Origin of the sequence: Rothia sp. HMSC036D11, assembly GCF_001814205.1 — a bacterium.
GTDB classification, from domain to species: domain Bacteria; phylum Actinomycetota; class Actinomycetes; order Actinomycetales; family Micrococcaceae; genus Rothia; species Rothia dentocariosa.
In genome coordinates, this window is the sequence record NZ_KV815278.1 from 43,644 (window position 1) to 57,423 (window position 13,780).

Annotated in this window: 17 protein-coding genes; 6 read left to right on the forward strand and 11 right to left on the reverse strand. The window is 55.4% G+C overall.

Annotated elements, in window-relative coordinates:
- Nucleotides 1–355 precede the first annotated feature (355 nt).
- Together HMPREF2958_RS02325 and HMPREF2958_RS02330 are read left to right on the forward strand one after the other, a co-directional pair.
- Nucleotides 356–2,017: a glycerophosphodiester phosphodiesterase gene (locus HMPREF2958_RS02325; protein WP_070696198.1), complete on the forward strand. Its 1,662-nt coding sequence runs from the start codon at nucleotides 356–358 to the stop codon at nucleotides 2,015–2,017.
- A gap of 180 nt (nucleotides 2,018–2,197) precedes the next feature.
- Nucleotides 2,198–2,947 carry a DUF6891 domain-containing protein gene (locus HMPREF2958_RS02330; RefSeq protein ID WP_070521540.1) on the forward strand — a complete coding sequence of 250 codons (750 nt, stop codon included), beginning with the start codon at nucleotides 2,198–2,200 and terminating at the stop codon, nucleotides 2,945–2,947.
- A gap of 122 nt (nucleotides 2,948–3,069) precedes the next feature.
- Here the strand turns inward: HMPREF2958_RS02330 and HMPREF2958_RS02335 are convergent, their stop codons facing one another.
- Nucleotides 3,070–3,666: a TetR/AcrR family transcriptional regulator gene (locus HMPREF2958_RS02335; RefSeq protein WP_070696201.1), complete on the reverse strand. Its 597-nt coding sequence runs from the start codon at nucleotides 3,664–3,666 to the stop codon at nucleotides 3,070–3,072.
- Nucleotides 3,667–3,834: 168 nt separating this feature from the next.
- Here HMPREF2958_RS02335 and HMPREF2958_RS02340 point away from each other — a divergent pair, with 168 nt between their 5' ends.
- From HMPREF2958_RS02340 to HMPREF2958_RS02350, 3 genes are all read left to right on the forward strand, one after another.
- The gene (locus tag HMPREF2958_RS02340; RefSeq protein ID WP_070696205.1) at nucleotides 3,835–5,055 is read left to right on the forward strand and encodes an ABC transporter permease; all 1,221 of its coding nucleotides are present in this window, start codon (nucleotides 3,835–3,837) and stop codon (nucleotides 5,053–5,055) included.
- A gap of 83 nt (nucleotides 5,056–5,138) precedes the next feature.
- Entirely contained in the window at nucleotides 5,139–5,528 is a 390-nt protein-coding gene (locus tag HMPREF2958_RS02345; RefSeq protein ID WP_006888382.1) for an RNA-binding S4 domain-containing protein, read from the forward strand.
- Nucleotides 5,529–5,717: 189 nt separating this feature from the next.
- Nucleotides 5,718–7,220, forward strand: a complete 1,503-nt coding sequence (locus HMPREF2958_RS02350) for an MATE family efflux transporter (RefSeq protein ID WP_070696208.1) — start codon at nucleotides 5,718–5,720, stop codon at nucleotides 7,218–7,220.
- A 182-nt stretch (nucleotides 7,221–7,402) separates the two neighbouring features.
- Here HMPREF2958_RS02350 and HMPREF2958_RS02355 read toward each other — a convergent pair whose 3' ends face one another.
- From HMPREF2958_RS02355 to HMPREF2958_RS02395, 9 genes are all read right to left on the reverse strand, one after another.
- Nucleotides 7,403–7,744 carry a transcriptional regulator gene (locus tag HMPREF2958_RS02355; protein WP_070696212.1) on the reverse strand — a complete coding sequence of 114 codons (342 nt, stop codon included), beginning with the start codon at nucleotides 7,742–7,744 and terminating at the stop codon, nucleotides 7,403–7,405.
- Nucleotides 7,734–8,270, reverse strand: coding sequence for an Asp23/Gls24 family envelope stress response protein (locus HMPREF2958_RS02360; protein ID WP_070696215.1), 537 nt, complete (start codon nucleotides 8,268–8,270; stop codon nucleotides 7,734–7,736). Before HMPREF2958_RS02360 ends, HMPREF2958_RS02355 begins: the two co-directional genes overlap by 11 nt.
- A complete protein-coding gene (locus HMPREF2958_RS02365; RefSeq protein WP_070696218.1) occupies nucleotides 8,267–8,914 on the reverse strand; it encodes an RNA polymerase sigma factor in 648 nt (215 codons plus the stop codon). Before HMPREF2958_RS02365 ends, HMPREF2958_RS02360 begins: the two co-directional genes overlap by 4 nt.
- Nucleotides 8,904–9,554, reverse strand: coding sequence for a hypothetical protein (locus HMPREF2958_RS02370; RefSeq protein ID WP_070696221.1), 651 nt, complete (start codon nucleotides 9,552–9,554; stop codon nucleotides 8,904–8,906). Before HMPREF2958_RS02370 ends, HMPREF2958_RS02365 begins: the two co-directional genes overlap by 11 nt.
- 13 nt (nucleotides 9,555–9,567) lie before the next feature.
- Nucleotides 9,568–10,116 carry a DUF6286 domain-containing protein gene (locus HMPREF2958_RS02375; protein WP_070696224.1) on the reverse strand — a complete coding sequence of 183 codons (549 nt, stop codon included), beginning with the start codon at nucleotides 10,114–10,116 and terminating at the stop codon, nucleotides 9,568–9,570.
- Nucleotides 10,113–10,532, reverse strand: coding sequence for an Asp23/Gls24 family envelope stress response protein (locus HMPREF2958_RS02380; RefSeq protein WP_070696227.1), 420 nt, complete (start codon nucleotides 10,530–10,532; stop codon nucleotides 10,113–10,115). Before HMPREF2958_RS02380 ends, HMPREF2958_RS02375 begins: the two co-directional genes overlap by 4 nt.
- Nucleotides 10,532–10,708, reverse strand: coding sequence for a hypothetical protein (locus tag HMPREF2958_RS10945; RefSeq protein WP_004005823.1), 177 nt, complete (start codon nucleotides 10,706–10,708; stop codon nucleotides 10,532–10,534). The genes HMPREF2958_RS02380 and HMPREF2958_RS10945 overlap by 1 nt, the downstream gene beginning before the upstream one ends.
- A gap of 33 nt (nucleotides 10,709–10,741) precedes the next feature.
- Nucleotides 10,742–11,224, reverse strand: coding sequence for an Asp23/Gls24 family envelope stress response protein (locus HMPREF2958_RS02385; RefSeq protein ID WP_004005822.1), 483 nt, complete (start codon nucleotides 11,222–11,224; stop codon nucleotides 10,742–10,744).
- A 368-nt stretch (nucleotides 11,225–11,592) separates the two neighbouring features.
- Nucleotides 11,593–11,853 (reverse strand): GlsB/YeaQ/YmgE family stress response membrane protein, encoded by a 261-nt coding sequence (locus tag HMPREF2958_RS02395; RefSeq protein WP_037231409.1) that lies wholly within the window; start codon nucleotides 11,851–11,853, stop codon nucleotides 11,593–11,595.
- Between the two features lie 746 nt (nucleotides 11,854–12,599).
- Here HMPREF2958_RS02395 and HMPREF2958_RS02400 point away from each other — a divergent pair.
- A complete protein-coding gene (locus HMPREF2958_RS02400) occupies nucleotides 12,600–12,938 on the forward strand; it encodes a hypothetical protein (RefSeq protein WP_070450651.1) in 339 nt (112 codons plus the stop codon).
- A 198-nt stretch (nucleotides 12,939–13,136) separates the two neighbouring features.
- Here the strand turns inward: HMPREF2958_RS02400 and HMPREF2958_RS02405 are convergent, their stop codons facing one another.
- Nucleotides 13,137–13,571 (reverse strand): hypothetical protein, encoded by a 435-nt coding sequence (locus HMPREF2958_RS02405; protein ID WP_070696234.1) that lies wholly within the window; start codon nucleotides 13,569–13,571, stop codon nucleotides 13,137–13,139.
- Between the last annotated feature and the right edge of the window lie 209 nt (nucleotides 13,572–13,780).

Genomic DNA, 13,780 nt, shown 5'->3' on the forward strand with positions numbered 1-13,780 from the left:
GGTTTTCTCGCTCTGCCTGGTACGATGCTTTGGCTTTACGCAGCCTCGCTTATGTGAGGTCTTGTGCCGCAGTTGCCGACGCACAGACCTCACGAAGGAGGCTTTCTCATATGGTTTCACCGATTTTCGGTGGAACCATATTTTTTAACAAAAACTTTTTAACGGGCAAAAGATATTGTCTCGAAGAAATAGGCGTGGGAAAATATTTGACAAAGATAAATTTTCTCGCTCAAGCAAAAGTGATTTACAGGTAAAAAATAGTTATGCTATTTATGTGACGCGTCAAGAAAATGTTTTTTGATGTGTCCGCCTATTCATTCACTCAGCAACATATAGTATTTGGGGGTTTATACCCATGAGCCTTTCTTCGCAGAAACTCAACCGACGTACCGTTCTTGGCGCCACCACGCTTGGCGCTGCCGCCGCTATGATGCCCGTGGTGGGCGCATCCGCAGCAGAGGTGAGAATTCAAGGGAGTCTTCCCGGCGAGAAGGAACAGCCTGTCAATGATGAACAGCAGCCTATCCTCGACGAAGATATTGAATTTGACCCGGAACGTGCGGCCTGGACCTTTCTTAGACAAAAAGAATTCTTTGTAGCACATCGTGGTTCGGGCGATATTAATCCCGAACATACCGCATACGCATATACTCAAACTGCAAGAAATGCCGATGCTATCGAAATTTCTTTGCGAACCACGGCTGATAATATTCCCGTCTGCATTCATGATGAATCGCTGATGCGCGTTACCGGGCTTAATCGCAAAGTACGTGATCTTACCCTGCAAAAACTGCGCGGCGTTTACGTCAATATGCGCAAGACCCTCGGTGAAGGTACACCGCTGGAGCAGATTCCCACATTTGAAGAGGCCGTAGATGCGATCAACGACGCCCCCACCGGCAAGCGCCTTCCCCTCTTCATCGAAGCAAAAGACTGGCGCGCACAGGGCCATCTGCTGAAAGCTATCAAAGAACGCGGGCTGGCGCATCGTGTAGTGATCAAGATGTACCGCGACGGCCACGGCGGTTTCAACCCCAACTCAAAGTATCTGACCCAAGCGAAAGCTGCGGGCTGCCAGACCTGGTGCTACTTCGACGCCAACGACAGCCTTGAAGGAATCCGTCAGCTGGCGGGCTCCAACAATGTGGATGCGCTCGGCGTGCCCTACTTTGAATCCGTGCGCGGCCCCGGGTACGGATCTATGGCGGACGATAAGGTGCGCGCCATTGTCGGCTTCGGCAAGCCTGTGATTGTTTGGGAGGTGCATCGCCGAAGCGCCTACGAACACTACAAGAGCCTGGGCGTGCGCGGGTTTATGAGCCCCGACCCGTCCTGGTTGTACGGGTGGAAAAAACAGGCCACGATCAACGTTGAGAGCGGTCGTCGGGAGCACGGCATGCTGCCCTCCAGCATCACCAACGCCCAGGATTACCCCGACTTCACCCGCGGGGCAATCGTGCACCAGCAGAATTACGACGAATCCTTGCTGCTGGGGCCGCTCGCTGCTGCCACTGATAGGGAACAGTACACCCTCGAATTCGCTATGCACTGGGATAAGAAACTGCCCACCACCACCTGGAATTACGGGTACATGGCGTTCGGTCGCCGCCACGACGGTCCGCTCGGTATCGCCGGGAAATTCCGGGGTGCATCCGAGGACGGCTGCTATGTGCTCGCTCTTCGCCCCGGCGCGAAGGTGCGGGACGAGCACGGCAAATACCGGACGGGCGATCTTGCACAGCTGATTCGTCTTGACGGCGGACCGGGTGCGTCTCGCGAAGGTAAGGTTCTGCACACCATGAACTTGAAAAAGCCTATCAAGCCCAACGAGAGCATCGAAGGCAAAATTGTGGTGAAGGGCAAGTACTTCTACTTTGTGATCAACGGCCAGTATTCCGCGCAGATTCACGATGCCGCCTACCGCGGCCCCTACGTGCATTTCGGCCGCTACCACGGCAACGCAACCGGTGGTCCGCTTGTGCTCACCCGCGCACTCGCCCGTGAGTCTTGGGCATAAGCCTTTGAACCAGGCTGCCCGGGCGGCTTATCCACCCGAGAAAATTGTGTGGATAAGCCGCCGCGGGTTCGCCAAGAAGAAGCTGGTCAGTGCACAAGAGCCGTTCGACGTCAGGTACAGGTTTCCGTAGCAATTCGGACGGGGTTAAGGCGATGCTGATCTAGGTGCTACTCTAGGGGCATGACAACTTCATTCACCGATAAAAAAGCTGTAACGCCTGTGAGCCCCGAAGTTCGGGACGCATGGTTTAAATGGCAACTCACTCCACCCGTTCCCACCTCCTGGGAATTGCCCGAAGAAGCACGAGAAGACTTTGAAGATGCAATTATGCTCCTGCTCCTCACCGGCGAGGATGCCAGCGAATATGCGGATTACCTCAACGACTGCCTTGAAGAATTTCTAGGCGAATCGCAGGTCAAAGGCGACTTCTACCACGATATTGAACAATACGCGCAGAAAGTCGTGAAGGAACGTCGTGCGCTCGCCGAGCGTTTGGGCGTTACGGGCGATTCTGGCAACTTGGCTGCGGCTTTCGCTGATTTGGAGGCGCACGGCGTGCTTGCGCGCGGTAAGTTTGCGTGCTGCGGAACCTGCGCCAGTGCCGACATCTGGGAGGAGCGCGAGGGCTCTGACCGATGGAAGGGCTATATCTACTATCACCAGCAGGATGCCGAGAATCTGGCGGAAAGCGGGAGCACTTACATTGGCTTCGGCTCGTTTGAGGCGTACCCCTCCGATGAAGAGGCGTGGAAGAAACTCAGCGATGAGCAGCGCGCGGCCGTCACCCGCAAACATGAGGAACTATCACTCGCGCTGATGCTTGACACCGTGATCCCCACGCTGGAACGTTACGGCGTTAAGGTGACCTGGAACGGCAGCTACGATACTCGCCCGCGCCTCGATAACGTTGAGGTCTATGAGATTCCGTAAGCTATAAAACCGTGCGTGCGGTCCGCCGTGGGAGTCGCGCGTGAGTTGAGGGGCGCATCCTGTATGTTATACGGGATGCGCCCCTAGCTTTTTTGTATTCTCTTACTGGTGCTCGCGGGAAGCTATTCGGGCAGCAGGCTCAGTGCAATCTGGAAGAGGTGCTCACGGTTGGTCGAAGGTGACAGGGTTGAGCGCACCATGAACCCCTGGAAAGTGAGGATGAGCGCATCCGCTGTGTCGTTGACGAAGGCTTGAAGTTCGTCGGCAGAAGGTTTGCGTTTATTCTCTGCCGCAAGATACCGCTGGCCCCAGGGGATGAGCGATTGGGCAACGATATCGTGCAGGGTGGTAAAAAGCGTGTTGGTGGATTCTTGCACCTCGGGAACGGTAAACGATTCCAGACGGATGCGCAGCATCGAGGTGAAGTTCGCTTCGACGGTTGAGGTGGCGAAGATCATGCGCATAATGTCGCGCGGGGAGGGGTCTTTGAGTTCCCCGTAAGCTGCGGCGATCATATCGATACGCTGTTGAACAGTGGCGTAAAGAATGTCGCCTTTGCCGCTGAAGTGCGAGTAAATGGAACCCGAAGAAAGTCCGGATTCTCTGATGATGTCCGTCATGGAGGTATGGGTGTACCCCTTGGCGGTAAAACACGTGAAGGCGGCGTCGATAATTTGGCGTCGACGTGCCTGTTTAGTGGCTTCGGTCAGACGTGGCATGCCTTAAGACTATACCTTTCCGAGGAGTTTGCGCTAGATAAAAATAGAATGAATATTCTCTGTTGTGACATTATAAGCAAAATGATTATTGTGTTTGCATCTGGTCTTTATGCAGGGTAGAGTCTTACGTGTTGATAAACAAAACATATATTTTGTTTGGAGAGTTTCATGGCACGCACAACCGAGGCGATCACGCCCTCATCCTGGCGCAAGGTTATCGCCATCGCCACGCTGACATCCGTCATTGTCAGCATCGTGATTCTTGCCTTCACCTGGCCCACTAAAGCCATGGAGGCGAAAAACCTGCCCGTCTCCATCGCGGGACCGGAAGCAGCCGTCAGCCAATTCGAGCAAGGGCTTAAAGACCGGGGCGTGGAAACCTTCGAGTTTAAACAGGCGTCCTCCCGCGAAGACGCCGAACGGCAGATTAAAGAACGTGAAACCTATGGGGCGATCGTCTTCACCGAAGGCGCGGCACCCGAGGTCATGACTGCGCCCGCCGCAAACGCATCCGCAAACCAGATGCTCACCGGCGTAGCCCAGCAGATGAACGCTCAGGTACAGCAGAAAGCCACCGCAGCCAAAACTCAGGCGCTGCAGCAGGCCGTACAGGCGGGCGGTGAACAAGGTGCCATCGCCACCCAGCAGCTCGAACAACTGAAAACCGAACAGGAAAAACTGCAGCAGGCACAGGTCAAAACCACCGCAGTCGTGCCGCTCGGCGAGGGTGATCCCAACGGTATGGGCCTGGCGGTTGCCGCGTTCCCGCTTGTGATGGGTGGTATGCTCGGTGGGATCCTCAGCATCTCCCTCATCAAAGGAACCTTGCGCCGCTTCGTGACCGCAGGGCTCTACGGGATTATCGGCGGGCTCTTCATGACCCTTATTTTGGGCACCTGGTTCGGGTTCGTTCCCGGCGATTTCGGGGCGCTTTGGGCGACTTTCGGCGTGACCGTCTTCGCGACGGCCTCCTTTATGATCGGGATTTCCGCGCTGTTTGTTGATGCCGCCGGTATCGGCCTTGGCGCTGTGCTCTCCATGTTCGTGGGTAACCCGCTCTCCGGGGCAAGCATGCCGTGGCAGTTTATCCCCGCACCCTGGGGTGCCCTCGGGCAGTTGATGGTGCCGGGCGCATCCAACACGCTGCTGCGGAATATCGCCTACTTCCCGGATGCCTCAAACTCCCTGCAATGGGCTGTGCTGTTGGGCTGGGCAGGGTTTGGTCTTCTCGCCGGGGCGATCGGATGGGCGTGGAAGGAACGCCGCGCAACTCGCATGAGCGCAGAGGATGATACCGCGAGCGTTCGCGCGAAAACCGAGGCGAAGACCGAGCAGAATGCGGACGTGCCGGACAACGTGGAGATTCCCTGGAAAACGGCAAACACATAGCGACACCGCCTGCGAGTAAATCCGCGAGCAGATAGTATTTTGAAAATACTATCTGCTCGCGCTGCATGGGGGAGATTCCTAGAATGGGAAGTATGAGCGAAGAGATCACCAGCGCCCGCATCGACGTCTGGCTGTGGTCGGTGCGCATCTTCAAAACCCGCGCGCTCGCAGCCGACGAATGCAAAGGCGGGCACGTGCGCGTGAACGACGCATCCGCAAAACCCTCGCAAAAACTCAAACGGGGCGACATCGTGCGGGTGCGCTACCCCGGCTGGGAGCGCGTGTTTAAGGTCGAAAAACTCATCACCAAACGGGTGGGCGCGCCGATTGCCGTCACCTGTTACGAAGACCTCTCGGGGCCGCGCCCCGCGCACCTGTCGATGCCGCCGGTCGCCAAACGCGAACGCGGAACCGGACGACCCACCAAGAAAGAACGCCGTGCCCTAGACGAACTGCGGGGGCGAAAAGGCTAACCCAGTTCCGCTTCTCTCAACCCGCGGGCGTCGTTAAGACCCGCGAGCAGGTAGGATTTGGCCGAACAGGTAAGATTTTCCTACCTGCTCGAACCAAAAACCACCTGCTCGTGGAATAAGAAGCGGTCATAGCGTGAGACAGATAAACGCATCGCTGACGTGCCATACTTGCGGGAGTAGGCTGTACCTATGAGCAACAAGGCCTCAGAACCCAACGCATCAGGCGCCGCGAACACATCCGACGGCACTGCCAACACACACGAACCCCAAAACCTGCTGGATGCGACCCCGCGTACCGGCAGCATCCCCCTTCACCTAGGGGAAGGCGACGCGGACTCCGGGAAAACTCAACCCGAAAAATCGCTCAACAGGCGTATTCTGGCGCTCGCCGTACCCGCCTTCGGCGCGCTGATTGCCGAGCCGCTGTTCGTGCTTGCCGATTCCGCACTCGTGGGGCAGCTGGGCACCGAAACCCTGGCGGGTATGAGCATTGCGGCAACCCTCATCACAACCGTGGTGGGGCTCATGAACTTCCTTGCGTACTCGGTGACCCCGGCGGTTGCGCGCGCGTTCGGGGCGCATCGGCTGGCGCATGCCTACCGCATCGGCGTGGACGGCGTGTGGGTTGCGCTTGGGCTCGGCCTGCTCATTATGGGAGTGGGTTATATCTTTGCCGATCCTGCGCTGCGCGGCATGGGCGCCAACGACGCAACCATCGGCTATGCGCGCGACTACCTGCACCATTCGCTGTGGGGTATTCCGCCCATGATGATGATTTTGGCACTCATGGGCACCCTGCGCGGGCTGCAAGACACCGTGACCCCGCTCAAAGTTGCGGGCGTGGGCACCGTGGTGAATGTGGCGCTGAACTGGGTGCTGATATACCCGGTCGGTTGGGGCGTGGCCGGTTCGGCGACAGGCACATCGCTCACGCAGTGGGGTATGGCACTTGCTCTTGGTATATTTATTCATCTTAAGATGCGCCCGCAGGGTGTGACTTGGCGACCCGATATTGCGGGGATGCGCGGCGTGCTATCCCTCGGGTCCTGGCTAATGCTGCGCACCCTCTCGATGCGCCTGGCGCTGCTGTCTACCGTATTTGTGGTGGCTCGCCTGGGCGACGAGCAGACGGCGGCGTATCAGCTGGGTATGAGTGTGTTCAACCTGTTGCTCTTCGCCCTGGATTCCCTTGCAATTGCGGCGCAGGCGCTGTTGGGCAAGGAGCTTGGGGAACGCGATCTGACGGCTGAATCCGGGCGTGCGAAAGTGCGTGAGCTCAAGAATCGACTGGTGCGTATGAGCCTGGTATACGGGGTTGTTACCGGCGTTGTTGCACCTGTGATCGGTTTCTTCGGGAACTGGATTTTCACGCAGGATGCGCCCGTCGCCACCCTCTTCGCCTGGGCTACCCTCGTGATTGGTGTGGGGCAGCCAATAGCCGCATATGTATTCGTTCTTGATGGTATCCTCATGGGTGCTCAGGATGTGAAATACCTGGCAATTGGCTCATTTGTGATGCTGGTTGTTTATGCACCCGTTATTTTCGGGATCCACTGGGCGGTTTCCGGTGGTCTGCTGAGCGCCACGGTGGGGTACCTGGGGCTCTGGGCAGCATACATCCTGTGGTACCAGGGCGTGCGGGCGTTCATCTTTGGCCGCCGCGCCGCCTCGGACGTGTGGATTAAAGCTTAATTTTTTTCCGGGGTTTACGCAGAATTCAGGTGTTGAGGACAAGTGTTTTCACGGTCTTCTAGCTTACGCATAGCGTTGAGGCATCGACTGGTGACCCCCCACGGCATCTATGCGCGAACGGACTATACCCTTAGCGGTATGTGTGCTCCCTGAAGCGGAGACGGTTCTGCGATACGCAGTGTTCAGAGAAGGGACTGTATTCGCACCCTCACCTGAAGCTGGGTTTTGGAGTCTGACCCCGAAACGCCACTCTCTCGATTTGCTTGCGATAGTGAGCGCAGAACCGCCTCTTGAACATCGCGGACAATTTCTTTGACCGTACGAGAGTCGTCGATTCCAATCTCGATAATGACCTTCTGCGCGCCCGATTCGATGATGATTCCGAATCGGGCGGTCGCAGGGTCGCCGCTCATACGGCTGCCGATGGCTTTCAGCGTGGAGCCGATCCCCGGTTCAATGCCGCGCACTCCGGGAACGGCAGTGACTACATGAGTCAATTCGGCTGCTGAGAGGTTAATCGTCATCGTGCAGATCCTCAATGTGGATATTGACGGTTGGGGACAATTCTAGGTTCTCATAACACGCCCGACGCACCGCATCACGAACCTGTTGAGCAAGTTGGGGGAGGCTACTGGTTGTAACGTGTGCAGAGATACGGCAGAAGATCGTGTCCGGTATTCCCAGCTCTCGCTGACCTTCGGGGGCTGGGGCATGTTTGAAGGAAGACTTGAGTGCGCGAGCTCCGGGTACGGAGTCTACACTGCGTCGCACTAGGGCGCGTAGGGAGAATTCGGACATACTATATGGACCTAAGTCGGTCGGCGGCATCTCTACCTGGGCACCGTGGCGTGTTTCGGCGATTACCGCATCCATTATATGGCGCTGAGGCATCACCGATGCGCTCGACTGTGATTCTAATGTGTCCCAGGTCTTGTGGAGTGAAGCGATTAGCCGCAGGTACTCCCGTGTGGAGGCTTCGTCAAGCTCATAAGACTGAGCCGACTGTGCGTGCCGCGGTTCTGCGTGTGGGATGCGGGTGGTGGAACTCATTCCCACTCCTTCATATGGCGCATGACGAGGGAACGGGCGCGTGCCAGCCTCCCCCGGACTGTGGATTCGGTTAGGTTCAGGGTTTGGGATATCTCCTCGTAGGACATGTCATCAACCTCTCGAAGCACCCAGACGATACGCAGCTCTTCAGGAGCGGATGCCAACAGCTTGGCTAATGCTTCTATCTGGGCGTTGACCTCACTGGACTGTGCCGGATCGTCGGTCGCTGTCGACGTTGTGTTAGGGAGGACGCTCGCGCCCTCAAGACCCTCTGAATCGTAAGGGTCAGTGGCTCGGCGCTGAAGTTGACGAATAGTACTGGTGGCCTTATTAGTGCAGATGCGCATGAGCCAGCTTCGGAAGGCATCAGGATCCCGAAGCAGATGAAGACTCCGCCACGCCTGGACAAGGGTCTCTTGGACGATGTCCTCACTATCGTGGCGGTTACGCACGATCATGTAGGCGGTGCGAAACAGGCGTCCCTGATAACGTTCGACGAGCTTTCCGAAGGCGTCAATGTCGCCGTCCTGGGCTCGCAGCACCAGGTACCTGTCTTTGCCCTGAGACGCAGCGTTTGGATGAGGAACATGCTTGGTGGGCGGACCGGTGGACTGCCCTGCATTGCTGCGCTGTTCATCGGTCATGGTTATCAGAACCGCCGCTCTCTAATGAGTGTTGTCCTGCCACAGTGTGGGCTGCACTCTGGGGTTTGGTGGCTTGTTCTAGGTGCAGTAGTACGTCGATCTGACGAGCGTGCTTTCCCAGAGAGGAACTAACGTCGTGGTCAAGTCGGTTCCTGAGCTCGCTCACGGTCCATGCAACCTCGCTGTTCTTTGCTACGGTGACGGTTGCCTGCACCCACAGGTTGCTGGGTGAACCGGTGACCCATACTGAGCACCGCTGAACGCCAGGAACGTCTTCGGCTCGCTCAGACAGCGCTTGGGCTATGACATCGGGACTGAGTGTGGCCAGAAGTGTGCCATCGGAGCCTGTCAGGCGCAAGGGGGACGCGGCAGCCTTACGGGGCACCTGCTTAATGAGTAGGACTAAGCCAATCGCGAGAAGAAGAACCGACCCAATAACGGCGGCTGGCAACAGCCAGTGTGCCTGGGGTCCGACCCAGGTATCGACCCGGGTATCAGCTTTGGCGAGAACCGAGCTAAGCGCGGGCCATGACTGGCCCACACCCATGCCGGAAGCCATAACCCAGAGGGCTATCGCCGCGATGAGCAAACCGCTTACCGCAAGGACTGTCCTATTGAGAATTCCAGATACCGAACGCATGGTTTTCTCTCTTTCAGCTCGTGTGCTGGATACGCACTCGGCTGTGTGCGGTTCCGACGGGTTTCAAGGTCTGTATAGCCTGCTCAGCTGCCTTCTGTGCGGCCTGACGCACAGGTTCGAGGTCATCCAGAACGCTGAACACGGTCACATTCACGCGAGTTCGACGGACTCGAACCCTAGCGCTGTGAACACCATCGACCCGCTCGACATGGGCTTGTACCAGCTTTGCTAGGTCACGGCGTGAAATAGCTGTCTGACCGGGTATGTTATCTGCAAGAACTTCAGTGCGTTCAGGTGCCCCCGGCCACAGAGCCAGGAGAATCATGAACAGACTGCATACGATCACAAAGCAGGCTGCCGCGAGTACCGCTGGCGACCCGATGATCGTGGAGCCGAGCCCGTTGACTACTGAGGACGTTCCATTCGGCCACGCCCCGTTCAGGAGCCGGTTTCCCAGCGCCCAGATTCCCAGCCCTCCTACGATGAGGAGTAGTAACGCCAGGATAATGACGGGCAAACTCCGCGACGGGCGCCGGATGAGATTTTGTACGGGGGTTTTCATCGCAGAGCCCTCCTTACCTGGTTGTTCGGATTGAGCCAGGAGATCTCAATGTTGATCTTCTCAACCCTCAGCCCGGTGAAGTGCTCGACGCGCTGGCTCACATGCTCACGCAGCTGTTGCAGGGTTGAAACCAGTGCTGTGGGGAAGGTCAGGCCGAGATCTAAGTGAAGGACAGCAACCTGACCGTAGAGATCACACTTTGCCTCGGGGCGTGAATGGAAATTTCGACGTGCCCCGATCCCGAGCAGCCCCCCAGCATTCGAGCCCACATTTGCACTCTCGTAGGCAGCTTGAGCCGCGATCTGCGCAACAACCTGGGCGGGAATGACGGTGACGCCGCGCTGCTCCTGCCGAGGGACCTCAGACAGAGAGCCCTCGGCACTGACAGCAGCGGGCTGTGTATTGGTCTCCGTCATTACTTCCTCCATCGATTAAGGATGCTTTGGACATCGACCCGGCCCTCCAGGTAAAGACCCACCACCGTTCCAACCAGGCCGCACAGCGCCACCAGGATGAAGTCGGCGAAGGAACCGAAAGCAAGAATTGTTCCCAGGAATAGGCCCACCAAAAGGGCCAGGTGTGTTGTCTTCATAAAAGATCCTCAGATCGGGGGCGTCGGAGTAGATTACTTGAGATCGGCAGAGTCAGCGGAAGTGGAATCGTCGTCGGGCAGGTGAACGTCGGTGACGTCGATATTAACCTCTACTACCTCTAGACCCGTGGTCCCCTCAATCTGTTCGATAATGTTGCGGCGGATAGCATTGGCGACTTCCACAATGGAGACTCCATATTCGACCACGACGGTAACATCTACGGCTGCCTGGGTCTCGCCCTTCTGGACGCTAATACCGCCAGCAACATTGGTCTGGGCGTTGGGGATGCGGTCGGTCACGGCGCTGAAGGCGCGGCGTACGGCATTGCCCATATCGTACACACCAGGAACTTCGCGGGTTGCCATGCCAGCGATTTTGGCAACAACGTTCTCTTCAATGGTGGTTACACCATGCGAAGTCTGTAGGGGACCGCGAGGAGTCTTATCCTGCTGGGTTTCCTTGTTGTTTTCGCGCTCGCGCTGCTGACCGGTTTGGGGAATGGAGTTATCGCTCATGGGAGCCTCATTTCATGTGTTTTCCGCTGCGCGGATTATGATGTTTGATATTTGCGGCACGCATCGACGGCTGGGGGAGTTCGGGCGCTACCCACGCCCTTTATCCGTTCTTGCGGTCGATGGTGACGCTACTATAAAGACGCTTGAGGCGCTGAATTCCTCACGAATCAAAATGGTGATATATAACACTTTGCTTTGATGAGCGTGTACAAAAACGACTGTTGCCCATGTTTGCTCGGCTCAGCTGCCTATCGTGCGGGTAGTTCTCAGACGTGCCAAAGCGGGCTATGCGGAAGCTGGGAATAGTTTCTGCATAACCCGCTTAGCTTTATTTCTGCGATGCTGAAGCGACGCAAAAATATGGGTTACTAGTTCTTTTTGCCGGTTACGCTTAGGTATATGGAGATTGCGACAATGGCGGCAATAATGGAGAGGATCCAGCGGATCCAGTCGATACCAGCGGTATCTGCAACGCCGAAGAAGCTCGCGATCCCTCCGCCAACAAATGCGCCAACAGCACCCAAGATAACGGTCCACAGTGCCGAGATGTTCTGGTGACCTCGCATGATGAGGCGGGCCAGAGCGCCGATGATAGCGCCGGCAATGATCATTCCGATGAGTCCAAGCATAATGGTTCTTCCTTTGTGAGTATCCGTCATAGCGCGGGCGCGCCTGAACGGATGATGATATGGGGTCTTAAGTGCGCAAATCGGTGAGGTTCCGCCTGAAAGTTCAGCAGCAGCCGGGATTTCAGCTGCCTTTCCTGTCACATATTGCGTGATTCGACGGGGCTGTTATTGCCTGTCGTCTCTCAAGCCTACGGCGCTGATATGAAGACGCCATGAGTGCGCAAATCCTCACGCGTTCTATAAGTGTTTTACATCACCCTTAGCGTGAAGGGTGATCTTACATCCTTTTGTTCTGACTCTTGCCTCCTGATGCCGTGGGGCAGGGAGGGTGGGGCGCTGGCAGATGGGCTTTTGGTTGGCATGGACTTGATCGGTGCAGCAATAAATAAAAAATCTTATTCTTTAGTATCCGCTTTAATAATAAATTCGTGAATGCTGTTGTAAATTTTTAAATACATTATGGGAGTGAAGGGGTTTTATTAATAAATCCGGGGAAATTCCTCAGAATTGAATGAGAGTAGGCTGACAAAAATCTAAAAAAGGTTGTTTTGACGAATGTTCTGGAATTACATTAAAAATACCTCATGAATTCACGGATAAGTGATCATGAGGAAGTATCTTACATATCTATTTTTTAAGGTTTTCTGCATTATTAAATGCGAGGAGGTGGTGCACATACCTTGATGAATCGTGGATAAAAAATACCCAAAACTGTCAGGATTAAGAAAGAAATGAGGCGATACGCTATGAAAAAGTCACTCAAACGAACCCTGGTGGCCGGGGTTGCAGGCGCGGTTCTTGCGGCCGGTGCCGCTATTCCGGCGAATGCTGCATCCAGCACGTCAAGTCTCGTTCCGCCGCGAACTGAGATTGATGCCACGGTCCACGGGCCGGGGTCTAGCTGGTGGTGCCACAGTGTTATTTATGTGTTTTACACTCCCATTAACTACCAGGAGCCCCGGTATGAAACCGTAACGGCGTGCGGGAATGAAACGGTGACAAAACACCTGGTATCAAACCATACGCAGGTGGCGGTCGCTGGCGAGGAATATCATCCGGCTATTACTGCCTCCCCGCGAGGATAGCGGCAAGATTGATATCCAGATGCGGTCTGCGACAAATTATTGTATCTGCCGCAGACCGCACTGATTCTGAATTATTTTAAATTTTAGAATGGTTTTTGATCCTAGGATTTAATGTAAAAATATTTTCTTGATGATATATACCGACCATTTTATGGCGGTTCATGCCGACACAGCTTAAATATTTTATAATTCTGAAGATTATATATTCGGATATGCTTCTTCGAGGAAAGAATGGTCATCCCAGTATCCGCGGTCCCACCATTCGATAAATTCGATGTTTTTACCTTCGCATCCGAGGGTGAGGAAATCCTCGAAGAAAATCAGGCGCTCGGAAAATATAGAACTGTCGTGCCTCTCGATGCGCATTTTTTCGTGAAATTTACGCGGTGAAAGCCCCAGACTCACGCCGTCGAGGGTGTCACCATCCAGGATCTGTAGGGAGAACAGAACAACCTTCCCCTCAGCCAACCCAAGATCTACCACGCGTTCGGCGTTGCCCAGAGTAACGCGACCCATAAAGCGCTTACTTCCATGAAATGATGAATCGTAAAGGTCTTTATTGAATCGCTCGTTGTAGTAACCAATAGGCTGTCCGAGTTCCAGCTGGGGCGGAGCCTCAAACTGAAAATCCATATTCTTCACCTTTCCTGAGGGATAATGAAAATCCTTATAAAGTACCCTCGAAACATACGTAATATACCCAAAGGCGCATTATTTACTGAATGGAGGATGTGCAAATAATCGGAACCGCTATATGTCACCGTGTACTCGTTCCGGGCTCTGATAGTAGATCGGAGCAGCATATAGCTGCTGGATCGCCTCAATAAAACTCGGGTCCAGCT